21 protein-coding genes are annotated in these 21,040 nt (G+C 65.3%); 10 read left to right on the top strand and 11 right to left on the bottom strand.

Annotation, left to right across the window (positions count from 1 at the left end; genetic code table 11):
• A partial coding sequence (locus IP86_RS24010; protein ID WP_502694016.1) for a tetratricopeptide repeat protein occupies nucleotides 1-676 on the bottom strand: 676 nt, incomplete at its 3' end.
• Between the two features lie 245 nt (nucleotides 677-921).
• Between IP86_RS24010 and IP86_RS28330 the strand changes: the two genes are divergently transcribed.
• Together IP86_RS28330 and IP86_RS24005 are read left to right on the top strand one after the other, a co-directional pair.
• A complete protein-coding gene (locus IP86_RS28330; protein WP_082364236.1) occupies nucleotides 922-1,095 on the top strand; it encodes a DUF1328 domain-containing protein in 174 nt (57 codons plus the stop codon).
• 190 nt (nucleotides 1,096-1,285) lie between these two features.
• Nucleotides 1,286-1,582, top strand: coding sequence for a hypothetical protein (locus IP86_RS24005; RefSeq protein WP_054164949.1), 297 nt, complete (start codon nucleotides 1,286-1,288; stop codon nucleotides 1,580-1,582).
• A gap of 130 nt (nucleotides 1,583-1,712) precedes the next feature.
• Here the strand turns inward: IP86_RS24005 and IP86_RS24000 are convergent, their stop codons facing one another.
• The 3 genes from IP86_RS24000 to IP86_RS23990 all read right to left on the bottom strand — a co-directional run bounded on the left by IP86_RS24000 (nucleotide 1,713) and on the right by IP86_RS23990 (nucleotide 4,386).
• Nucleotides 1,713-2,333: a GNAT family N-acetyltransferase gene (locus IP86_RS24000; RefSeq protein ID WP_054164948.1), complete on the bottom strand. Its 621-nt coding sequence runs from the start codon at nucleotides 2,331-2,333 to the stop codon at nucleotides 1,713-1,715.
• 267 nt (nucleotides 2,334-2,600) lie between these two features.
• A complete protein-coding gene (locus tag IP86_RS23995) occupies nucleotides 2,601-2,999 on the bottom strand; it encodes a PaaI family thioesterase (RefSeq protein ID WP_054164947.1) in 399 nt (132 codons plus the stop codon).
• A 103-nt stretch (nucleotides 3,000-3,102) separates the two neighbouring features.
• Nucleotides 3,103-4,386 (bottom strand): ArgE/DapE family deacylase, encoded by a 1,284-nt coding sequence (locus IP86_RS23990; protein ID WP_054164946.1) that lies wholly within the window; start codon nucleotides 4,384-4,386, stop codon nucleotides 3,103-3,105.
• 131 nt (nucleotides 4,387-4,517) lie between these two features.
• On the opposite strand from IP86_RS23990, the gene IP86_RS23985 reads away from it, so the two are divergent.
• The gene (locus tag IP86_RS23985; RefSeq protein ID WP_054164945.1) at nucleotides 4,518-4,784 is read left to right on the top strand and encodes a DUF6719 family protein; all 267 of its coding nucleotides are present in this window, start codon (nucleotides 4,518-4,520) and stop codon (nucleotides 4,782-4,784) included.
• A gap of 60 nt (nucleotides 4,785-4,844) precedes the next feature.
• Here the strand turns inward: IP86_RS23985 and IP86_RS23980 are convergent, their stop codons facing one another.
• Entirely contained in the window at nucleotides 4,845-5,243 is a 399-nt protein-coding gene (locus tag IP86_RS23980; protein WP_054164944.1) for a hypothetical protein, read from the bottom strand.
• Between the two features lie 40 nt (nucleotides 5,244-5,283).
• Nucleotides 5,284-5,451 carry a hypothetical protein gene (locus tag IP86_RS28865; RefSeq protein WP_197279966.1) on the bottom strand — a complete coding sequence of 56 codons (168 nt, stop codon included), beginning with the start codon at nucleotides 5,449-5,451 and terminating at the stop codon, nucleotides 5,284-5,286.
• A gap of 400 nt (nucleotides 5,452-5,851) precedes the next feature.
• On the opposite strand from IP86_RS28865, the gene IP86_RS28860 reads away from it, so the two are divergent.
• The gene (locus tag IP86_RS28860) at nucleotides 5,852-6,292 is read left to right on the top strand and encodes a hypothetical protein (RefSeq protein WP_156332608.1); all 441 of its coding nucleotides are present in this window, start codon (nucleotides 5,852-5,854) and stop codon (nucleotides 6,290-6,292) included.
• A gap of 106 nt (nucleotides 6,293-6,398) precedes the next feature.
• Here IP86_RS28860 and IP86_RS23970 read toward each other — a convergent pair whose 3' ends face one another.
• Nucleotides 6,399-6,947 (bottom strand): CreA family protein, encoded by a 549-nt coding sequence (locus IP86_RS23970; RefSeq protein ID WP_054164956.1) that lies wholly within the window; start codon nucleotides 6,945-6,947, stop codon nucleotides 6,399-6,401.
• 301 nt (nucleotides 6,948-7,248) lie between these two features.
• Between IP86_RS23970 and IP86_RS23965 the strand changes: the two genes are divergently transcribed.
• The 3 genes from IP86_RS23965 (at nucleotide 7,249) to IP86_RS23955 (ending at nucleotide 10,588) form a co-directional block, all read left to right on the top strand.
• The gene (locus IP86_RS23965; RefSeq protein WP_245290721.1) at nucleotides 7,249-8,826 is read left to right on the top strand and encodes a L,D-transpeptidase; all 1,578 of its coding nucleotides are present in this window, start codon (nucleotides 7,249-7,251) and stop codon (nucleotides 8,824-8,826) included.
• A gap of 222 nt (nucleotides 8,827-9,048) precedes the next feature.
• Entirely contained in the window at nucleotides 9,049-9,987 is a 939-nt protein-coding gene (locus tag IP86_RS23960; RefSeq protein ID WP_054164941.1) for a polysaccharide deacetylase family protein, read from the top strand.
• 31 nt (nucleotides 9,988-10,018) lie between these two features.
• A complete protein-coding gene (locus tag IP86_RS23955) occupies nucleotides 10,019-10,588 on the top strand; it encodes a dihydrofolate reductase family protein (protein ID WP_054164940.1) in 570 nt (189 codons plus the stop codon).
• Here the strand turns inward: IP86_RS23955 and IP86_RS23950 are convergent.
• The 3 genes from IP86_RS23950 to aspS form a co-directional block, all read right to left on the bottom strand.
• The gene (locus tag IP86_RS23950) at nucleotides 10,585-11,031 is read right to left on the bottom strand and encodes a DoxX family protein (protein WP_054164939.1); all 447 of its coding nucleotides are present in this window, start codon (nucleotides 11,029-11,031) and stop codon (nucleotides 10,585-10,587) included. The two genes, IP86_RS23955 and IP86_RS23950, sit on opposite strands and share 4 nt — an antisense overlap.
• A gap of 280 nt (nucleotides 11,032-11,311) precedes the next feature.
• Nucleotides 11,312-13,621 carry an NADP-dependent malic enzyme gene (locus tag IP86_RS23945; protein WP_054164938.1) on the bottom strand — a complete coding sequence of 770 codons (2,310 nt, stop codon included), beginning with the start codon at nucleotides 13,619-13,621 and terminating at the stop codon, nucleotides 11,312-11,314.
• Between the two features lie 213 nt (nucleotides 13,622-13,834).
• The gene (aspS, locus tag IP86_RS23940) at nucleotides 13,835-15,607 is read right to left on the bottom strand and encodes an aspartate--tRNA ligase (RefSeq protein ID WP_054164937.1); all 1,773 of its coding nucleotides are present in this window, start codon (nucleotides 15,605-15,607) and stop codon (nucleotides 13,835-13,837) included.
• A gap of 223 nt (nucleotides 15,608-15,830) precedes the next feature.
• On the opposite strand from aspS, the gene IP86_RS23935 reads away from it, so the two are divergent.
• From IP86_RS23935 to IP86_RS23925, 3 genes are all read left to right on the top strand, one after another.
• On the top strand, nucleotides 15,831-17,309 hold the full coding sequence (locus tag IP86_RS23935) for a protein adenylyltransferase SelO (RefSeq protein WP_054164936.1): 1,479 nt from the start codon (nucleotides 15,831-15,833) through the stop codon (nucleotides 17,307-17,309).
• Nucleotides 17,310-17,420: 111 nt separating this feature from the next.
• Nucleotides 17,421-18,596 (top strand): ribonuclease D, encoded by a 1,176-nt coding sequence (gene rnd / locus IP86_RS23930; RefSeq protein ID WP_054164935.1) that lies wholly within the window; start codon nucleotides 17,421-17,423, stop codon nucleotides 18,594-18,596.
• A complete protein-coding gene (locus IP86_RS23925; RefSeq protein WP_054164934.1) occupies nucleotides 18,593-19,516 on the top strand; it encodes a bestrophin family protein in 924 nt (307 codons plus the stop codon). Before rnd ends, IP86_RS23925 begins: the two co-directional genes overlap by 4 nt.
• Nucleotides 19,517-19,531: 15 nt before the next feature.
• Here IP86_RS23925 and ppx read toward each other — a convergent pair whose 3' ends face one another.
• Nucleotides 19,532-21,037: an exopolyphosphatase gene (ppx, locus tag IP86_RS23920; protein ID WP_054164933.1), complete on the bottom strand. Its 1,506-nt coding sequence runs from the start codon at nucleotides 21,035-21,037 to the stop codon at nucleotides 19,532-19,534.
• Between the last annotated feature and the right edge of the window lie 3 nt (nucleotides 21,038-21,040).

The raw sequence follows: 21,040 nt of genomic DNA, 5'->3' as shown, positions 1-21,040 counted from the left end.
AGAATCCCTTGGCGGCGGCGGAATCCTGCGGACCGCCCCGCCCCGCCTGGGCGAACGCTCCCATGCGCTCCAGCGCGCCCGGGTGGCCCTGCGCCGCAGCCTTCTCGAACAGCGCGCGCGCCTGGGCTTCGTCCTTCGGTCCGCCGACGCCTTCGGCGAGCAGCAGCCCGAGCTGATACTGTGCCTCGGCATTGGTCTCGGCGCCCTTGGCAAGCAGCGCGCGAGTCTTCGCGGGATCGGACGAGGCGCTGCCGCCGAGCGCCGCGAGATTGCTGATGCCGCGCGGGTTTCCCGCTTCCGCGGCTGTCGCGAACAACTGCCTGGCCTGCGCTTCGTCCTTGGCCACCCCGGCGCCGGTCGCATAGGCGACCCCGAGCTCGACCATCGCCGAGGTGCTGCCTTTGGCGGCGGCCTTGCGGAAAGCCGCGAGCGCATCCGCCGGCTGCCGGTTGGCCGCATAAGCGCGGCCGAGCGCATACATCGCGCGGCGCGATCCCGCGGCGGCCGTGCGACAATACTTGATGGCGGTCTCGACATCGCCGGCCGCGATTTCGGCCACGCCCTTGACGTTCGCCGGCTTGTCCGGATCGGCCGGATCCGCAGCGATCCGGTCGCAGAGCACGAGATCGGCGGACTGCGCCAGCGCCGCCGAGGCGGAGGCGACCAGCAGCAACATCGGCAACGCCACAGCGCGAACTGAGCCGCGAGCGACCGAACGCACCATCCCCATCGTCATCGTATCGTCCCTCAGAGCGCACCGGTCGCTGCGGCTGCAATCTAGCCGCATCGCACCCGCGCTTCAAATCGGCCGGCAGCCGCCGGTCTCTCGTTGGCTTCGATCATCGGCGATCTCCACCGCGAAATGCGGAACCATGGCCGGCTGTCCTCGTTCACGCAGCACGATTCACGAGGACGATAGCGATGACGATTCTAAAATGGGCCCTGATCTTTCTGGTGATCTCGGTGATCGCCGGCATCTTCGGCTTCACCGGCATTTCCGCCGCCTCCGCCGATTTGGCACGTATCCTCTTCTATATCTTCGCGGTGATCTTCATCGTGCTGCTGATTCTCGGCTTTACGATCTTCAGGGCCTAGACTTCGACGACGTTCAGCTCTGCGTCGGTCTCCGACGCAGAGCTGCCATGAAGGGTTGTTATGTTTGATCTGTCGCAATCGCCAGATGGTCAATTTCGACCAAGGTGATACGTCCGCGCGCCGATTTTATATTGCATTGCAACATCGGCTCCACTACGTATCTCCGCAATAAAAAAATTGGGGCGGGTCGATGAGCGAAGACTGGAATACGAAGTATGGCACGCGTCGCGTCAGGCGCGATCCACCGACGCTTGAAGAAGCAATCTTCGCGGCGATGGGTATCACTGACGACGTCGAATCACAGGCTGAGATCGCCGCGTCGCTGATGGGTTTGCCGATCGAGCAGGTGCAGAGCGAAGTGCGCAAGGCCGGTCGTGCGGCGGCGCGTACCACCCGCGTCATCACCGGCGAGCAAGGCAGCCAGCGCTCGGTCGTCGTCGAGCGTCGCGTCTCCCGCCGCATCGTTGGAAACGACAAGCGCATCTGAGCGGTTGCCGTACGCGCAGCCGCTTCCCCGCGACGCCAATTCCGTCATTCCGAAAAGCAAACGCCGCGAGCTCAGCACGCGGCGTTTATGTTTGTTGGGAGTGGCGTCGCCGCGACGAACGCGCCGTCGCTTACGCGGCGCGACCGAGACCCGACATTCTCAAGAACAAACTCCAGCACGCCTGATTGAAGTCGATCAGCGCGCTTGCCGCGCCCGCCGGGATCTCAATCGCCGCGGCGTCGGCCTGCGGTGCTTCCTGGTTCAAGTCGATCGTGCCCGTCGACTCGCCCTGCCGAAACGTCAGGTGGGCGCCGAACTTGTTGGCGAGCGCACGCATCGCCTGGTTCTGCGCGCCGGTCGTGATGCGGAGGTTCTCGTAGCCGAGCGACCGCGCCACTTCCATCAGCTGCCGGAACAGGATGCTGCCGATGCCCTTGCGCCGCAGATGGGCTTCGACGCTGAACGCGATTTCCGGCAATGAGTCGGTCGACAGGTCGGGTTGGTGCAGTTCGGCGGCCGCATGGACCGATCCATCCTCGCCGAAAAACGCCACGATGATCGTGCCGTCGCCGCCGCATTTCATGGCATAGCGATCGATGAAGCCCTCGTCCGCATAGCCATTGAACCGATCGCGCCGGCTCTCGGCGTCCAGCCGCAGCAGGTGGTCCCGTAGCAGCGGCAGTTCCTGGTTGATCAGCGACCTGATCGTCCCTTTGGACCCGGTGAGATCGGCGATGAGAGCGTCGTACATTTATTCATCTCCTTTGGGGGGACGACCCTCAAGGAGGCGTTCGATTCCCTAGACCAAAGACATATTGTGCAACGCACAATAATATTCAAGATCAAATGGCCGACTCACCAGCGCACGACTGGCCTTCACCGCCATCGAACATTGCTAAAACCTCTTATGTTCAAGCCGTTTACCAAACCTTGCGCGAGCGCAAACATCGCCCCTGAATGGTGCTTTTGCACCGCACTCTAGGAATGATACGGAGGCGGGATTCTGGTGTTTACGGTATTAAAGCACCATCTGCGTCTGTGTCACGAGCGCCACTAGGCGCCCTTCGTCGGTTTCGATCCGGGTCTGCCAGACCTGTGTCCGGCGGCCGCGATGCACCGGCGTCGCGACGGCCCGCACCGTCGTGCCGGCCTTCGCCGCCGCCACGAAATTGGTCTTGCTCTCCAGCGTAGTCGTGCCCTTGGCGTCCGGCGGCAGGTTGATGAAGGTGGCGGTCGCGCCGACACTGTCCGCCAGCGCCATCACTGCGCCGCCGTGAATCGCATCGCCGAGCGTGCACAGATCAGGCCGGACCAGCATGGTCGCGACCACCCGCTCCGGCCCGGCCTCGATGAACTCGACACCCATCAGCGCCGCGAACGGCAATGGTCGCGACTTGATCATCTCGAGCGGCGTCATCGTCCCTCCTGTGGCCCGCATCTGATCGCGCGGGCTCTGATTGGTGCAGCCGGCAGCGATGCAAACCTAGCTGCCGGCCGTGGATCGGCAATGACCTGCGAGGTTATTGCACCGGCTCGACGCCGCACCACTCGGCGATGAACAGCGCGGTCGCCTTGGTCGACTGCCGCAGCGAATCGAGGTCGATATACTCGTTGAAGCCGTGCATCGCCTCACCGCTGGCGCCGAAACACAGGCTCGGGATGTTGTAGTTGAGCCCGTAGAATCGGGTGTCGGTCAGCGCCGTAAACACCAGATCCGGCGTCACGCCGCCGTAGACGGCGTCGTAGGCTTTGCCGAAAGCGGCTTCCGGTTCGGCCGAATTGGTCAGCTCGTAGCCTTCGGACAGGAATCCCGACCATTCCACCTGCGGCGGATTGTTCGACAGGAAGCGATGATCGCGCGACGCCGCCGCAACGCAGGCCAGAATCTCGGCCTGATGATCGGCGATCGACCAGCCCGGCAGCACCGCGATCCGGCAATCCACGTCGCACCACGCCGGCACGCTGGACGCCCAGTCGCCGCCTTTGATGATGCCGGGGTTGAAGTTGATCGGATGCGCCAGCGTCTTGAAATGCGGATCGCTGGCGGCGCGACGGTTCCACTCTTCCTCGAGCTTCTCGAGCGCTCCGATGAGATGATAGGCCGCCGTGATGGCGTTGGACCCGGAGCCCGCCGTGGCGACATGCACCGGATAGCCACGAACCCTGACGCGGAACCAGATCACGCCGACCTGGGAGCGGACCATCTTGGCGCCGGTCGGCTCCGGAATGAAGCACGCGTCTGCCCGATAACCGCGCTGCAAGGTCGACAGCGCACCGACGCCGGTGCTCTCCTCCTCGATCACCGATTGGAAGTGAATCCGCCCGGTCGGCTGCAGGCCCGCCGCCTTGATGGCGTCGAGCGCGTAAAGAGCCCCGATCGTCCCCGACTTCATGTCGCAGGCGCCGCGGCCATACAGCCGTCCGTTCTTCACGACGGGATCGAACGGCGGCGTTTCCCACATGTCGAGCGGTCCCGCCGGGACCACGTCGCAATGGCCCTGCAGAATCAGCGACCGGCCGCTGGCATTCGTCGGCCGATAGGTGCCGACCACCGTGCGCGCCTTGGAGAAGTCGTGCTCGATCGGCCCGTAGCCGCGCAGCTCCTTGAGGTCGTCCAGATTGATATGCCAGTCGTCGACCTCGTAGCCGCGTTGCCGCAGCAGATCACCGATCATGTCCTGACAAGGACCTTCGGCACCACGCGTGCTCGGGATCGCGACGAAATCTCGGGTGGTGGCAAGCTGGGCATCGAAGGCCGCATCGACGGCGTCAAGAATTCTGCGTTGAGTATCGGTGACGCTCATGCGGCGGCTGCTCCGTTTTTTGTTTGTGTGATCCGGCGCGGCGATCAAACCACAGTTCGCCAGAATTGCCAGACAGTTTGGCCGCGCCGCGAATCAAGCCATGGTTGCACGCGGCGCATGAAGGAGATCACATGACCGACGTCCGTGTTGCCGGCCGCCCACGCGCCGCGCTGCTGCTGATAGGAATGCTGACGCTCGCCTCGCTGGCCGGCCCAGCGGCCGCGCAGCAGCTGACGGTGTCGCGCGAGCAGGACATCACCGAATTGCGGCTGGGACAGAAGATCCTGGTCGACGATGGCTCCTGCCCGACCGGCCAGATCCTGGAGGTCACCGGCGCCACGCTCACGTCCGAAGGTGTGGCTCGAACCAAGAAATGCGTGCCGCGTCTGCGACGTTGATACGGCCTGTGCCGACGAAGCCGCACACGGCACGCGAGGTCGAGAGCGGCGCGCTGCTGCTCACCGCTGCAGGTCGGTCCGCTCTCCGACCGGCCGATCGGCCGGATCGAACATGCATTGCAGCGTCGGTTTGGCGATCTGGTCGAACGTGGCGCTGATCTGGGCCTGCTTGGCCGCGGGGAGCCAATCGCTCTCGATCGTGGGGACGCCGCGTTCACGCATGCCGCGAAGCAGCGCCTCGCGCAGATCGCTGTCCTGGACGGCAGCCGCCGCGTGATCGTGCAAGCAGCCGCAAACGGCGACCGGATGTGCCCAGCGGCCGGCCATATGTGCGGTGCAGGCGCGGATGAACTCCATCCGCGAGTCCGGCACGTTCAGCAGGGATCTTGCCTGCGCCTGCGCGCCGCCTCCCGCCGCCAGCAGAGTCCCGAGCACGAGAGTCGCCAGACGAAACGTCATCGGTAACCGACCGATCAAAGAATGGCTCACGTCGCTCTGCTCACTTTGTCCACGCCGCCAGCACCGACGTTCCATCCTCCGGGACCGTCGCGATAATCGCAGGTTCCCGCGGATAGGCGAACGTGCCGACACCCGGCATGCTGCCTTCCGATGAGCCCGCCACCGAGGGTGCGGTCAGGACAAAGGCGCACGCAAGGATCAGGCTCATGGTTCGCATTGGCGCGCCCTCCCGTCGGCTTCGGCAGCCCCCGCCGCCTCGCTCTCGATGACTGATAGCCGCCGCCTGTTTCGGCACCGCTGCGTTCAGGCGCAAAATGGTTTCGTCGGAGCCCCAATTGTTTCGTCAGTGGGCGGTGCGACGAAACACAGCTGAAACATAAGACGTCGGTATTTGCTTAGGCTGCAGCCCCGTGATGTCCCGAGTGCCGCAAATGGCCTCGCCTTTGACATCATGATGTCATCGCGGCGCGCTAGTCACGCTCGACCGTGAAAGGGCGAAGGCCCGTCGGAGTTGTTAGTTCGTGCGTCTCCCTGCCGTGGCGACCGATTAGCCGCAGCAGTCCGTCTGGTCCGCAAGATTGGATTAACTTGTTTCCATCGGGCGGCTGGTGCTTGGCATCGCCACCTGCTACAGAGCAAGCGAAGGCGTTTCGGACCGCTCCAACGAGCGACTGATCGACAGCACGTGCAGCCAGGGCGATCGCGCCAAGGCGCGCGGACGCGAAACGCCACACCCCAGACATCACGGTTTCAGACGCCGCATCAGCGGCGATGCAACGTTTTTGGGCGTTGAGCGTTTTTTTATGAGCTTCGTGGAGGAACAAGAAATGACGAGCGAGGCGCGATTGACCAAAGATAACAGCAGCCTGCCCGAAAGCCCGGCCCGTTCAGCGGCAACGGCCGCAAAACTGCGCAGCGTGGGCCTCGCCGGAGAGATGGCGCTTCAAAGCCTGTTCGGCCATCCCGGCACTCAGTCGATCCAGCAGGGCCTGGTGCGACTGGTTGGTCAGCGCGATCTGCCGCGGACCGCAGCCAGCCGCCCGACGTGAGACGAGGCTTTCGGACCACTGGATAGAGCGTCGATCATAACGGGCGACAGGCCGCAGCCTGTCGCCTTTCGCTCCCTTTATCGTTGGGAGCACCAGCCGGGGCCCGTTACTTGAAGTAGTCGCCGCACTTCTGCACGGCCTGGTCGCCGGCGCCCCACGGCATGATCGGAACGGACGACGTCGAGTTCTTCGGAGATCCCTCGATCAGTCGATCCGAGTACACCATATAGACCAGCACGTTGCGCTTGGCGTCGCAGCCGCGAACGATCTGCATCTTCTTGAAGAACATCGAGCGCCGCTTGCTGAACATGTCGTCGGCCTGCGTCAGCTTATCCTTGAAGCGGATCGGGCCGATCTGCCGGCAGGCCAGCGAGATATCCGACACTTCCTCCGCGAGCCCGAGCCAGCCCTTGAAGCCGCCGCGCTCCGGCACCGTGAAATGACATGCAACGCCCTCGATCTCGGGATCGTCGATCCCGTAGGTCGCGAGCTTGTCGTTGGGGCTGAGCAGCTTGAACACCGTCGAGCGGCGGAAGATCAAATCCGGGTCGTCGGCGGCAGACGCCGACGCGCCCGCGAATCCCGCGACAACAAGGCCGGCCAGCGCGGCGCATTTCAGCCGGTTGAAAATCGATGTGGTGTGACGACGTGTCATCCGAGTCTCCGTGAGAAGCTGCCAGCCCATGTGGGGATCAGAAAGCGCTGGAAAAGATGCCGGCGCACTTCGACTCTGGTTTAACCTCCTGTGAAGCTTTTTTGTTAAGCTTTCATCCCATGCGCGGCAGATGCCGCGTCGGCGCTGCTGAACGCGTTTCGCGCCTGTGACACTAATCTGAGATCCTGCTCAAGAGATTCGGGGACCGCGGGTGCATTTGGAACAGACATCGTTTTCGCCAGGACCTGCGCCGCGAAACGGTAAACACGAACTCACATCGCGACCGATCTCCAGAGCTACCGTGGGGGCCGGACTTCTCACAGCAGCCGGCGTCTTCGTCTTCAGCTCCGATGCGCACGCCACGACATGGTGGTGGCCCGACAACGACCCCGCGGTGTACGACACGCCTGCACCGCCGCCGCCGAAGCGCGCGCCCCGCAAGCAGCCGCATTTCGACTCCCGCCAGGAGAAGCTGCTCGAGCAGCAGAGCGCCAAACCGCGCGGGCCGCTGCTGATCTCGGTCTCGATCGATCAGCAGAAGCTGCGCATCTACGACGCCAACGGCTTCTTCGCCGAGTCGCCGATCTCGACGGGCATGCGCGGCCACGCCACGCCGATGGGCGTGTTCAGCGTGATCCAGAAAAACAAATGGCACCGCTCCAACATCTACAGCGGCGCACCGATGCCCTACATGCAGCGCATCACCTGGTCGGGCATCGCGCTGCATGCCGGCGTGGTACCGGGCTATCCGGCGTCGCACGGCTGCATCCGAATGCCGAACGCGTTCGCGATGAAGATGTGGGGCTGGACCCGGATGGGCGCCCGCGTGATCATCACGCCGGGCGACATCACGCCAACGAATTTCTCCCACGCCTTGCTGACGACCAAGCGGCCCCCGCTGCCGGAAGCTCCGATCGCCTCGGACCCGCAAAAGCCGAGCAACTCGGCGAAGTCCGACAAGGCCGCCACCGCCGAGCCTGGCAGCGATCCAGCGGCGTCTAAAACCGAACTGCGCAGCAGCATCCTGCATGACGAATCGCGGGTCGCCGTCCAGACCGCAGATGCGAGCGCAGCCTCGGACAGCGCGGTGCTGTCTGACTCGGCCAGTCACGCCGCTGCCCCGCAGACCACCGAGGCCAAGAGCGACAGCAAGCTGGCCGTCGCCACCGCGTCGAGCAGCGAAGCGAAGGCTGAGGCATCGGCTCCTCCTGCCTCTGATACCACCGACCCTGCCACCACCGCCTCTGTCGCGACGCCAGCGGATACACCGCCGGGACCTGCGACCGCGACGGAAAAAACAACGTCCGCCAATGACAAAGCGCCGGCTGTTCAGCCGGTGGATAAAGTCGACCCCGGTGCTGATAGCACGGTAACCGGCAAGGATCAGTCCCGCGCCACCGATCCCGTCGCGGCCGCGTCCCCTGAACTGCCCTCCGCCAAGCGTGGCGGCGGACAGGTCGCGGTGTTCGTCAGCGCGAAGGATCAGAAGCTGTACGTGCGCCAGAACATGACACCGTTGTTCGACGTCCCCGTCACGATCACCGCCGGGGAGCGGCCGCTCGGCACACACGTATTTACCGCCGAGTTGGCGAAGGACGACAGCGTGCGCTGGACCGTGGTTTCGCTGCCGGCTCCGCGCCGAACCGAGGATCCGAGCAATTCCCGCCGCAGCAAGAAGGCCTTGTCGAAGGAAGTGAAAGCATTGCCGGAACCCGAAGGTCCTGCGGCGGCGCTCGACCGCCTGACCGTGCCGCCGGAAGCGATGGCCCGGATCGCGGAAGCGATATCGACCGGCTCGTCGCTGATCGTCTCCGATCAGGGCATCACCGCGAGCGGCGAGACCGGCCAGGGCACCGACTTCATCATTCGCCTGCACTGAACCGTTTGCGCCGACTGGCGCGTCGCGGCGGCTCTCCCTGCGGCCGCTGTGGCTGTGGCCGTCGTGCACGCGGTCCACGCGAATCTGCGGGCAACTCCGCGCCCGGGGCGAATAACCGTTGCCGCGGCCGCTTCTCTGCCTCTAGTTTGACCGCAACATGCGGGAGCTCCTGCGGTTTAGGCGTTCAGCCGGAGCCGCAGACGGCGACGGAGGACGATAGATATGCGGATCGCGGCAGGTCTTGTGATTGCAGGTGCGGTTTCTCTCAGCGCGATCGGCGTCGCCTGGTCGCAGGCCACGCCGAAGGCTGCCGGACCGGCGCAACCGACCCCGCAGGCGGCAGCTCCGGCACCGGCCCCTGCCCCCGCCAAGCAGGCCTGCGCCAATCCGGACGCGCTCGGCGTCGGGCGCGTCGTCGAGATCGACACCACCGGCGGCCCCGGATTCGGCTTCGAGCACTTCAAGCAGCTCGACTTCCTGCGCGACAAGGAAGTCGTCCTGACCTTCGACGACGGCCCCTGGCCGGTGAACACGCCGGCGGTACTGAAGGCGCTGGCGGATCAGTGCACCAAGGCGATCTTCTTCCCGATCGGCAAGCACGCCACCTATCACCCCGAGATCCTGAAGCAGGTCGCGGCCGCCGGCCATACCATTGGCGCCCACACCTGGTCGCACGCCAATCTGGCGAACAAGAAGCTGACCGAGGATCAGCGCAAGGACGAGATCGAGAAGGGCTACGCCGCGGTGAAGTGGGCGCTCGGCGCCGCGCCCTCGCCGTTCTTCCGATTCCCGGCGTTGCAGCACCCGCCGGAGATGGTCACCTATCTCGGCACCCGCAACATTGCGATGTTCTCGTGCGATATCGACTCGTTCGATTTCAAGGTGCGCAAGCCCGAGCAGGTCGTCGACAACGTGATGAAGAAGCTCGACAAGCTCGGCAAGGGCATCATCCTGATGCACGACTTCCAGCGGAGCACCGCCGAAGCAATGCCGGAGCTGCTGCGCCGCCTGAAGGCCGGCGGCTACAAAGTGGTGCAGATGCGCGCCAAGGCGCCGGTCGAGACCTTCGCGAAGTACGACGAGGAACTCGCCAAGAGCAATCCGCTGCCGACCGTCAGCTCGCGCCCGGTCAGCTCCGTCGTGCAGACGATCTCCGAGTAAGCGGCTTGAACGGCTGTCTTGCGGAGGCCCGATGACGGGCCGGTCGACGCTGCGGATCGAAGGCTTCGTCATCGTCTCCGCCGAGGGCAATCTGGCGGACGCCGCCGGCGTGATGCCCGACGCGCTGAAATTTGAGGGGGACCAGCGGTTCTTCGCCGCCGCGCTCGACCGCGCCGCGTTGATCGTGCACGGCCGCAATTCCTATGAGGACCAACCCAACTCGCCTCGTCGCAAGCGGCTGGTGGTGACGCGAAAGGTCGAGAGCATCGCGGCGGCTCCCGACAATCCCAACGCACTGCTGTGGAATCCCGCTGGGGCGGCTTTCGACGACGCCCGTGCGCGTGCCGGCATCGACAGCGGCATGATCGCGATCATCGGCGGGCCGGACGTCTTCGCGATGTTCTTCGACCGATACGATACATTCTGGCTCTCGGATGCGCCCCGCATCCGCCTGCCCGGCGGCGAACCCTGCTTTCCCGGCGTTCCGGCGCAGACGCCACAGCAACTGCTCGCGGCCCACGGCCTGACGCCGGAAGAGCGCATCACGCTCGACGCCGTCAATGATGTCGGCGTCACGCCTTGGCGAAGACAGTCCCGCTAGCCGTCGTGCGACGAGGCGATCGCCGGCGCGCCGCGGCCGATACCCGCGATGATCAGCAGCGCGCCGATCAGTGACAGGTTCTTAAGCGCCGCGATCAAATTGTTCTGCGCGTCCACGCCTGTCTGGCTCCAGAAATCGTGGTAGTAGAAGATCGTCGCTGCAACGAACAGAACCAGCACCAGCGCAAAGAAGCGCGCACCGAAATTCAGCGCGATCATCAGGCCGCAGATCAGCTCCGTTGCGCCCGCCGCGATCGCCAGCATCTGCGCGAACGGCATGCCGGCGAAGCCTTCAAGCTGCGAGGTGTAGGCGGTGAGCATCTCCGGCACGACAATCTTCTGCGTCAGCTGCGTCGTCGTCGGAAGATCCAGCAGCTTGGACGCACCGGTGAAGATGAACAGCACGGCGAACAGAAAGCGCCCGGCAGACACGAAAGCAGGCATGGACGACCTCACTGGCAGCGGCGGAAGCGGCGCAAACGCAGGCGCAAGTATGAGGAGTCGTCCGCCTGTTTTCAAACGGTCAGATCGCGTACCGACGGATTTCGAGATGATGCAAGCTTATCCTGAGCTGGCTGTGGCCAGGCGGCATCAGCTCCGCCCACCGCGGTCATCGCCCGGCTCGTCCGGGCGACCCAGTATTCCAGAGCGGCGGCGGTGATGATCAGCAGTGCACCGGAATACTGACCCTCCGCTTTCGCGGAGGGTCAGGGCTGTTATTGTGTCAGGCGAACAGCGTGCGCTGATGCCGCCCAGCCCGCTCTTGCGCTTCGACGACGGCGACGGCGGTCATGTTGAGGATCCCGCGCGAGGTCACCGACGGCGTCAGGATGTGCGCCGGCCGTGCCGGTCCGACCAGAATCGGCCCGACCGGCAGCGCGTCCGCCAGCACCTTGATCATCTGATAGGCGATGTTGGCGCTGTCGAGGTTCGGCATGATCAGCACGTTGGCGCCACCCTCCAGCCGCGAATGCGGCAGGATCATCTCGCGGGCGCTCTGCACCAGCGCGCTGTCGCCCTGCATTTCGCCATCGGCTTCGATCTCCGGATGACGCTCCGCCAGCAGCGCGGTTGCCCGCCGCATCTTGGCCGAGGACTCGGTCGGGTAGCTGCCGAAATCCGAATGCGATAGAAAGGCGATCTTCGGCTTGATGTTGAAGCGCTGGACGTGCACCGCCGCGAGCGCGGCGACTTCGGCCAGTTCTTCGGCGGTCGGGTTGGGCCGCACCTGCGTGTCGGCCAGGAAGATCGCGCCCTTGCTGCTGATCATCAGCGCCAGCGCCGCGTAGTCGGACACGCCGGGCAGAAGACCAATGACGTCGCGGACGTGACGCAGATGGTTCATGTAGCGGCCGTCGAGGCCGCAGATCATCGCATCGGCCTCGCCGCGTGCGACCGCAAGCGCGGCGATCACGGTCGAGTTGGTCCGCACCACCGTGCGGGCCGCCGCCGGCGTCACGCCGGAGCGACCGGCGATGTCGACGTAGGACTGCACGTAGGAGCGATAGCGCGGATCGTCCTGCGGGTTGATCAGGTCGAAATCCTCGCCCGGCTTGATCAACAGCCCGCTCCGCTTGATCCGCGCCTCGACCACCGACGGCCGGCCGACCAGGATCGGCCGCGCCAGCTTCTCTTCGAGGATGGTCTGCACCGCGTGCAGCACGCGCTCGTCTTCGCCTTCGGCGTAGATGACGCGGACGGGCTGCGCCTTGGCCTTGGCGAACACCGGCTTCATCACCAGGCCGGAGCGGAAGGCGAAGCGTTCGAGCTGCGCGTAGTAATCGTCGAACGAGGTGATCGGCCGCGTCGCCACGCCGGAGTCCATCGCCGCCATCGCCACAGCTGGCGCGATGCGCAGGATCAGCCGCGGATCGAACGGGCTGGGGATCAGCGAGCCGGCGCCGAAGCCGAGCACTTCATCGGTATCGAGCCCGGCGGCCACCGGATCGGCGGGTGGATCGCGCGCGAGCTGCGCGATCGCGTCGACCGCGGCGATCTTCATCGCCTCGTTGATTGCGGTTGCGCCGACATCGAGCGCGCCACGGAAGATGTATGGGAAGCACAGGACGTTGTTGACTTGGTTCGGGAAGTCCGAGCGGCCGGTGCAGATCAGCGCATCGGGACGCGCCTTGCGGACCTCGTCCGGCATGATTTCCGGGGTCGGATTGGCGAGCGCCATCACCAGCGGCTTTTCGGCCATCTGCTGCACCATCTCGGGCGTCAGCACCTTCGGGCCGGACAGGCCGAGGAAGACGTCGGCGCCGGGGATCACCTCGGCGAGCGTCCGCTTGTCGGTCTTCTGCGCGTAGACCTCCTTCCAGCGGTCCATCAGCACGTTGCGGCCTTCGTAGACCAGGCCTTCGAGATCGCAGACCCAGATGTTCTCGCGCTTGGCACCGAGCGACACCAGCAGATTGAGACAGGCGAGCGCGGCCGCGCCGGCGCCGGCGGTGACGATCTTGACGTCGCCGATATCCTTGCCTTTCAGCAGCAGCGCGTTCTTGACCGCGGCGCCGACGATGATCGCAGTGCCGTGCTGATCATCGTGGAACACCGGGATCTTCATGCGCTCTTTGAGCTGCGCCTCGATCTCGAAGCACTCCGGTCCCTTAATGTCTTCGAGATTGATGCCGCCGAAGGTCGGCTCCAGCGCCGCGACGGTCTCGACCACACGCTCGATCGTGTCGGCGGCGATCTCGATGTCGAACACGTCGATGTCGGCGAACTTCTTGAACAGAACCGCCTTGCCTTCCATCACCGGCTTCGACGCCAGCGGCCCGATATTGCCGAGTCCGAGCACCGCCGTGCCGTTGGTGACGACCGCCACCAGATTGCCACGCACCGTGAGGTCGGCCGCCTGCGCCGGATCGGCCGCGATCGCGTTACAGGCCGCGGCGACGCCCGGCGTGTAGGCGAGCGCCAGATCGCGCTGGTTGGCGAGCGGCTTGGAGGCGTGGACCTCGAGTTTGCCGGGGCGCGGCGAGCGGTGATAGGCGAGCGCCTGGGATTGCAGATCTTCAGAATTGGACGCCATGCGGTCTCCGGCGGCTTCGTCGGCAAGGGGTTGCCGATCCTGCCATTGTCGTATCAGCAGCGGTTGATACCAATTTGTCTGCCGCATGTCCGCTCGTTACGGACATAGCGGTCATCACGCCTACGCAACGTCACAAGGTCGCAGCAACACAACCCGCGATACGCCGATGCCCGCGGCACGCGCGGGCATCGGGAATCCGAGCCTAAACCGCGCTCACTCTTCCTGCAGATTGAGCCGGATGTGCAACTCGCGCAACTGCTTCGGCGTCACCTGCGACGGCGCCCCCATCAGCAGGTCTTCGGCGCGTTGATTCATCGGGAACAGCGAGATTTCGCGCAGGTTGGTGGTGCCGCACAACAGCATCACGATGCGATCGACGCCCGCTGCCATGCCGCCATGCGGCGGCGCGCCGTATTGGAAGGCGCGATACATGCCGCCGAACCGATCGATGACTTCCTGTTCACCATAACCGGCGATCTCGAACGCCTTGACCATCGCCTCCGGACGATGGTTGCGGATGCCGCCCGACGCAATCTCGTAGCCGTTGCAAGTGATGTCGTACTGGAACGCCTTGATGGTCAGCGGATCCTGCGACGTCAGCGCGTCCATGCCGCCCTGCGGCATCGAGAACGGGTTGTGCGAGAAGTCGACCTTCTTGTCGTCCTCGTTGTACTCGTACATCGGGAAGTCGACGACCCAGGCCAGCGCGAACTGATCCTTGTCGACGAGATTGAGCTCTTCGCCGACGCGCGTGCGCGCGAGGCCCGCGAACTTCACGAACTTCGCCGGGTCACCGGCCACGAAGAACGCCGCATCGCCGGCCTTCAGACCAAGTGCCGCGCGGATCGCTTCGGTGCGCTCCGGCCCGATATTGTTGGCGAGCGGACCAGCGCCCTCGCCGCCCTCGCGCCACATGATGTAGCCGAGGCCCGGCTGACCTTCACCTTGCGCCCACGAGTTCATGCGGTCGCAGAACGCGCGAGAGCCGCCGCCCGGTCCCGGGATCGCCCAGACCTGGTTGCGCTCTTCCTCGAGCATCCGCGCGAACACCTTGAAGCCCGAACCGCGGAAGTGCTCGGAGACGTCCTGCATCTCGATCGGATTGCGCAGGTCCGGCTTGTCGGTGCCGTACTTCCGCATGCTCTCGGCATAGGGAATCCGCGGCCACGACTTTGTCACAGGTTTGCCTTTGGCAAACTCCTCGAACACGCCGGTAACCACAGGCTCCATTGCGGCGAAGATATCGTCCTGAGTGACGAAGCTCATCTCGACGTCGAGCTGATAAAACTCGCCCGGCAGACGGTCGGCGCGCGGGTCTTCGTCGCGGAAGCACGGCGCGATCTGGAAGTAGCGATCGAAGCCCGACATCATCAGCAGCTGCTTGTACTGCTGCGGCGCCTGCGGCAGCGCGTAGAACTTGCCGGGATGGATGCGGGACGGCACCAGGAAGTCGCGCGCGCCCTCCGGCGACGACGCGGTCAGGATCGGCGTCTGGAATTCGAAGAAGCCCTGCTCCTTCATCCGCCGGCGCATCGAGTCGACGATGGCACCGCGGGTCATGATGTTCTGGTGCAGCTTCTCACGGCGCAGATCGAGGAAGCGATAACGCAGGCGCACATCTTCCGGATAGTCCTGCTCGCCGAACACCGGCAGCGGCAGCTCGCCGGCCGGGCCTAGCACCTCGATCTCGGTGATGAACACTTCGACCGCGCCGGTCGGCAGATCGGGATTGTCGGTGCCGTCGGGCCGGCGGCGGACCTTGCCGTCGATCCGGACCACCCACTCGGACCGCAGCTTCTCGGCGTCCTTGAAGGCCGGCGAATCCGGGTCGGCGACGCACTGGGTGAGGCCGTAATGGTCGCGCAAATCGATGAACAGCACGCCGCCATGGTCGCGGATGCGATGGCACCAGCCGGACAGGCGGACGGTCTGGTCGATATCGCTGTCGCGGAGCGCGCCGCAAGTATGGGTTCGGTAACGGTGCATGGAAATCCCGGAAAGGCCGTCTTTGGGCAGAATCGAGGGTCCGCAGGCTTGCGGAGAGCGTCAGGGTTTACCCGAGCGGACCCATCGCGGCAACCAAATGCAACCCGGTTTACGGCCATTCGGCCGCTGCAGGGCTCGGCTTGCCCTCCTCGCCTGCTCCGCCTTGCAACCCAGCCGCTGTGAGCCGATTGTCCCGGAGCGAACCATTCCTATCTGGTGACCGATGACTTTCCATTTCCCGTTCGACAACAGCTACGCCGCGCTGCCCGAGACCTTCTTTGCCCGGGTAGCGCCGACGCCGGTGGCGGCGCCCCGGCTGGTCAAGCTGAACCGTGCTCTGGCCGACCGGCTAGGCCTGGACGCCGACTGGCTCGCCAGCCCCGAGGGTACGGCGGTCCTGGCCGGCGCCCGGGTGCCGGAGGGCGCGGCCTCGATCGCGATGGCTTATGCCGGCCACCAGTTCGGCCAGTTCGTGCCGCAGCTCGGCGACGGCCGGGCGATCCTGCTCGGCGAGGTGATCGACAAGGACGGGGTTCGCCGCGACATCCAGCTCAAGGGCGCCGGCCGCACGCCATTCTCGCGCATGGGCGATGGGCGCGCCGGGCTGGGCCCGGTGCTGCGCGAATATATCGTCAGCGAAGCAATGGCGGCGCTTGGCGTGCCGACCACCCGCTCGCTCGCTGCGGTGCTGACCGGCGAGCAGGTGATCCGCGACCCGATCCAGCCCGGCGCGGTGCTGACCCGCGTGGCCTCGAGCCATATTCGGGTCGGCACGTTCCAGTTCTTCGCCGCCCGCGGCGACCGAGATGCGGTGAAGGCGCTCGCCGACCACGTCATCGCCCGCCATTATCCGGACGCCGCGCAGGCCGAGGCGCCCTATCTGGCGCTGCTGGAGGGCGTGATCGCCCGGCAGGCCGACCTGATCGCCCGTTGGATGATGATCGGCTTCATCCATGGCGTGATGAACACGGATAATTGCTCGATTGCCGGCGAGACCATCGATTACGGCCCCTGCGCCTTCATGGACACGTTCGATCCGAAGACGGTCTACTCGTCGATCGACCAGATGGGCCGCTACGCTTACGGCAACCAGCCGCCGATCGCGCTGTGGAACCTGACCCGGCTCGCCGAATGCCTGGTGCCGCTGCTGGCGGACGACAACGACAAGGGCGTCGAGATCGCCCAGACGGCACTCAGCGGGTTCGCGGACCGTTTCAACACCGCCTATCTGACCCGCCTCGCCGCCAAGCTGGGGCTATCGACGGTCCAGGACGACGATCCGCAGCTCTGTCAGGACTTCATGGCCGCAATGGCCCGTGGGAGGGCTGACTTCACCCTCGCCTTCCGCCGGCTGAGCGACGCAGCGGGCGATCCGTCGGATCTCGGCGAGGTGCGGGCTTTGTTCGAGGATCCGGCCGCATTCGACGAGTGGTCCCCGCGCTGGCGGCGGCGGATCGCTGCCGAGCAGCAGAATGATACCGCCAGGCAGGCCGCCATGCAGGCGGTCAATCCGATCTATATCCCGCGCAACCATCTGATCGAGGCGGTGATCCGCGCCGCGGTCGACCGCAACGATTTCGGTCCGTTCGAGCAGCTCCTGACGGTGACGGCCAACCCGTTCCGGGAACTGCCGGAATTTGCCGGCTATGCGGTCCCGCCGCAGCCCCATGAGGAGGTGCTGCAAACCTTCTGCGGAACTTGATCAGCGCCCGCCGAGCGTGTCTAGTGCTTCGGATTCGATGGCTTTTTGGGCAGACGGCATCGCGCCGCCACGAGAGCCCGAGCCGCATTTTCCGAAACGCGACAGAGTTTAATGGACCTGATTTCCACCACCGAGCAGCTCGCCAGCGCCTGCGCCCGCCTCGCCGCCTTTCCGGTCATCACCGTCGACACTGAATTCCTGCGGGAGACCACCTACTACCCATTGCTCTGCGTGGTGCAGATGGCGAGCGCCGACGAAGCCGTGGTGGTCGATACGCTGGCGCCGGGCATCGACCTCACCCCATTCTTCGACCTGATGGCGAACGAAAAGGTGCTGAAGGTCTTCCACGCCGCGCGCCAGGACATCGAAATCGTCTGGCACCGCGCCGGCATCGTGCCGCATCCGATCTTCGACACCCAGGTCGCCGCCATGGTTCTCGGCTATGGTGACAGTATCGCCTACGACCAGCTGGTCGAGCGGATCACCGGCCATCGTCCAGACAAGACGCACCGCTTCACCGACTGGTCACGCCGTCCGCTGACCGACGAACAGCTGCACTACGCAGTCTCCGACGTCACCCATCTGCGCGACGTGTTCGCCGCCCTTGACGCCGACCTGAAGAAGCGCGGCCGGAGCGACTGGGTCAGCGAGGAAATGGAAGTCCTGACTTCGCCGAAGACTTACGACTTCGACCCCGGCAGCGCCTGGGAGCGGCTGAAGACCCGGGTGCGCAAGCCGAAGGAGCTGGCGGTGCTGATGGAAGTCGCCGCCTGGCGCGAGCTGGAAGCGCAAACTCGCGACGTCCCGCGATCGCGCGTGCTCAAGGACGACGCCCTCGGCGATATCGCGACCCACGCGCCGACGTCGCTGGAACGGCTCGCCAACCTGCGCTCTCTGCCGAAAGGTTTTGAGCGCTCGAAATGGGGGGCGGACATTATCGCGGCCGTTCAACGCGGGCTGGCACGCGATCCCTCCAGCCTGCCGAAGATCGACAAACCACGTAACAACTCCAACGGCGCCGCGACTGTCGAGTTGCTCAAGGTCCTGTTGCGGATGACCTCCGAGCGCCATGCCGTCGCCGCCAAGGTGATCGCTACGGTCGACGATCTCGAGCAGATCGCGGCTGACGACAAGGCCGACGTCGGCGCGCTGCGCGGCTGGAGGCGCGAGCTGTTCGGAGAAGCCGCGCTGGCGTTGAAACACGGTCGGCTCGCGCTGGCGATCGAACGCGGCCGCGTCACCCAGGTCGACCGCAACGGCGCCGCCGGCTCAAGCGCCGATCGATGATCGTTCGACCGCAGCCGAGCCTGCTGCAGCTGTTCTTTCTGGTTCGCGGCTCGGTAGTGCAGCGGATCTATCCGCAGGCACTGTTCGTCGCCGGCCTGTCGGTCGCTGTCGTATGGGCGCATCACGCCTATCCGGGCCTGGTATCCGACTTCAACAGCGCACCGTTCGCCGTGCTTGGGATCGCGCTGTCGATCTTCATGGGCTTCCGGAACAACGCCTGTTACGATCGCTGGTGGGAAGCCCGGCGGCACTGGGGCGAACTGATCTGCCTCAGCCGCAACCTGTCGCGACAGACGCTGCTGCTGCCCTCATCCGGCGATCGGGGCAACTCCGCCCGAGACACTCTGCTCACTTTGGCGATCGCCTTCACCCAGGCGCTGGTGTTGCATCTGCGCCCGGGCAGCGACGTCGGCAAGGTCACGCGGCATCTTTCACCCGACCTGCTCACCCGCTATCAGGCGAGCCGCAACGCTCCCGAAGTACTGCTCGCAGCGATGCAGTCCGAGCTCGTTGCGCTTCATCGCAACGGCAAGCTGGGCGACATTCCGTTTCAGATGCTCGACCGCACCATCGGACAAATGGCGATGGTGCAGGCGGCGTGCGAACGCATTCGCTCGACACCCGTCCCGTTCGGCTACACGCTGCTGCTGCACCGCACGGCCTACGTGTTCTGCTTTCTGCTGCCGTTCGGCTTCGCCAATACGCTCGGTTGGCTGACGCCATTCGCCACCGCGCTGGCGGCCTACACGTTTTTCGGGCTCGACGCGTTGGGCTCCGAACTCGAGGAGCCGTTCGGGCAATTGCCCAACGATCTTCCGATCGCTGCGCTGGCGGATACGATCGAAATCAATCTGCGCGAGGCGCTCGGCGAAACCGAACTGCCGCCGCTGCCTACGCCGGTCGACTACATCCTGGTCTGATCATCGAGCGCGGCGTCAGCGCCGTACGATGCTTCCGGTCCGTCCAACCATGCGGGCCAGTTGCTTGAAGCGGCTGCCGACACGGTCAGCGACGAGATCGACCAGCCTGTGTTCGAACACCAGCATCAGCTTGCGCTCGCTGGTGCGGAAGTGCGTCGCCGGCAGCACGCCGGGCCGCGCCGCGCTGATCAAATGCGCCACACGGAAGGCCGCGCCGAGCAACCTCGCCCGCTCGTCCATCGCATGCGTGACCAGCGCTCGGACTGCCGGCGGCGGTTCGTTCTGCTCGCTGAAGCCGGCGTAGCGATAGAACACCGACAACGCCATGAAGGCACGCTCCTGGTGGGTGACGTCGCCGAAATTGCCGTTGGTGATCAGCGACAGCGTCTGCTCGCCACGGTGATCGGGATGCACGCGCCAGCCGATGTCGGACATCAGGCAAGCGGCGTGACGCAGCCGGCGTTCGCCTTCGATCTCGCGCACTTTGGCGATCCGGAACAGCCGGTCGGTCCAGTCGATCAGCTCCTCGGCATGGCGGGCGGAGCGCGACAGCAGCTTGTTGAGATCCTGCGCGGCGCAGATCAGTCCGTCCTTGGCGCGCTCGGCAGCGGGAAGCTGTTCGTACAGCAGGCCTTCGCGAACACCGTAAGTCGAGAACACGATGGTCTTCGGCTTCGCCGCCTCGATGACGTATTCGAGCACGAGCGCCGCATAGACGAGCAGCGGCCGGCGTGCATCGGAGACGAGTTCGAGATCGGCCAGCTGATTGGTCGCGACCAGTGTGCGCAGCCGTCGCACGAAGCGGAGCGCCTCGGCCGCCGGGATCGCATACCCGTGCATCACCTTGAGCTGATAGCCGCTCTGCGCGATGTGAATCCGCGCCAGCGCACGCCAGGTACCGCCGACCGCGTAGAACGCCCGGCCCCGCGCGGCCTTCAACGGCAGCGCCCCGGTCAGCGCTTCCTTGGCGATCTTCTCGGCGCGCTTCAGCGACTTCTGCGAAGCGTCCTGAAGCGCCAGACTGCCGAGCGGCAGCGTCACACCCTTGCGAACCGCATTACCACGGACGTCGATCAGTTCAAGCGAGCCGCCGCCGAGATCGCCGACGATGCCGTTGGGCTTGTGCACGCCCGAGATCACGCCGAGCGCCGACAGCTTGGCCTCGCGAGGCCCCGACAGGATCTCGATCGACACGCCGCAGATCCGCTCCGCAGCAGCGATGAAATCCGGCCCGTTGCTGGCGTCCCGGCAGGCCGCGGTGGCGATCGCATAGACCCGCCCGACCTTCATGACGCGGACCAGCGCGCGGAATCGGCGCAGCGCCGTCAGCGCCTTGTCGACGGCGTCGGTCGCGAGCAGCCCGGTGCTCTGCACTTCACGGCCGAGGCCGCACAGCGCCTTTTCGTTGAAAACCGTGATCAGGCTGCGCGCCAGCGCCTCGTAAACCACGAGGCGGACGGAGTTCGAGCCGATATCGATCACGGCGACGCTGGTTTCGCGCCTCAGCGCCCGCTTCGTCAACGT

Origin of the sequence: Rhodopseudomonas sp. AAP120, assembly GCF_001295845.1 — a bacterium.
Classification (GTDB): domain Bacteria; phylum Pseudomonadota; class Alphaproteobacteria; order Rhizobiales; family Xanthobacteraceae; genus Rhodopseudomonas.
Note: the sequence above shows the minus strand (reverse complement) of the source record. Positions and strands in the feature narration are given on the sequence as shown.

Coding starts and splice junctions, on each gene's coding strand:
- IP86_RS28330 (WP_082364236.1), top strand. CDS start 922: ATGACGATTCTAAAATGGGCCCTGATCTTTCTGGTGATCTCGGTGATC.
- IP86_RS24005 (WP_054164949.1), top strand. CDS start 1,286: ATGAGCGAAGACTGGAATACGAAGTATGGCACGCGTCGCGTCAGGCGC.
- IP86_RS24000 (WP_054164948.1), bottom strand. CDS start 2,333: ATGTACGACGCTCTCATCGCCGATCTCACCGGGTCCAAAGGGACGATC.
- IP86_RS23995 (WP_054164947.1), bottom strand. CDS start 2,999: ATGACGCCGCTCGAGATGATCAAGTCGCGACCATTGCCGTTCGCGGCG.
- IP86_RS23990 (WP_054164946.1), bottom strand. CDS start 4,386: ATGAGCGTCACCGATACTCAACGCAGAATTCTTGACGCCGTCGATGCG.
- IP86_RS23985 (WP_054164945.1), top strand. CDS start 4,518: ATGACCGACGTCCGTGTTGCCGGCCGCCCACGCGCCGCGCTGCTGCTG.
- IP86_RS23980 (WP_054164944.1), bottom strand. CDS start 5,243: ATGACGTTTCGTCTGGCGACTCTCGTGCTCGGGACTCTGCTGGCGGCG.
- IP86_RS28865 (WP_197279966.1), bottom strand. CDS start 5,451: ATGAGCCTGATCCTTGCGTGCGCCTTTGTCCTGACCGCACCCTCGGTG.
- IP86_RS23970 (WP_054164956.1), bottom strand. CDS start 6,947: ATGACACGTCGTCACACCACATCGATTTTCAACCGGCTGAAATGCGCC.
- IP86_RS23960 (WP_054164941.1), top strand. CDS start 9,049: ATGCGGATCGCGGCAGGTCTTGTGATTGCAGGTGCGGTTTCTCTCAGC.
- IP86_RS23955 (WP_054164940.1), top strand. CDS start 10,019: ATGACGGGCCGGTCGACGCTGCGGATCGAAGGCTTCGTCATCGTCTCC.
- IP86_RS23950 (WP_054164939.1), bottom strand. CDS start 11,031: ATGCCTGCTTTCGTGTCTGCCGGGCGCTTTCTGTTCGCCGTGCTGTTC.
- IP86_RS23945 (WP_054164938.1), bottom strand. CDS start 13,621: ATGGCGTCCAATTCTGAAGATCTGCAATCCCAGGCGCTCGCCTATCAC.
- aspS (WP_054164937.1), bottom strand. CDS start 15,607: ATGCACCGTTACCGAACCCATACTTGCGGCGCGCTCCGCGACAGCGAT.
- IP86_RS23935 (WP_054164936.1), top strand. CDS start 15,831: ATGACTTTCCATTTCCCGTTCGACAACAGCTACGCCGCGCTGCCCGAG.
- rnd (WP_054164935.1), top strand. CDS start 17,421: ATGGACCTGATTTCCACCACCGAGCAGCTCGCCAGCGCCTGCGCCCGC.
- IP86_RS23925 (WP_054164934.1), top strand. CDS start 18,593: ATGATCGTTCGACCGCAGCCGAGCCTGCTGCAGCTGTTCTTTCTGGTT.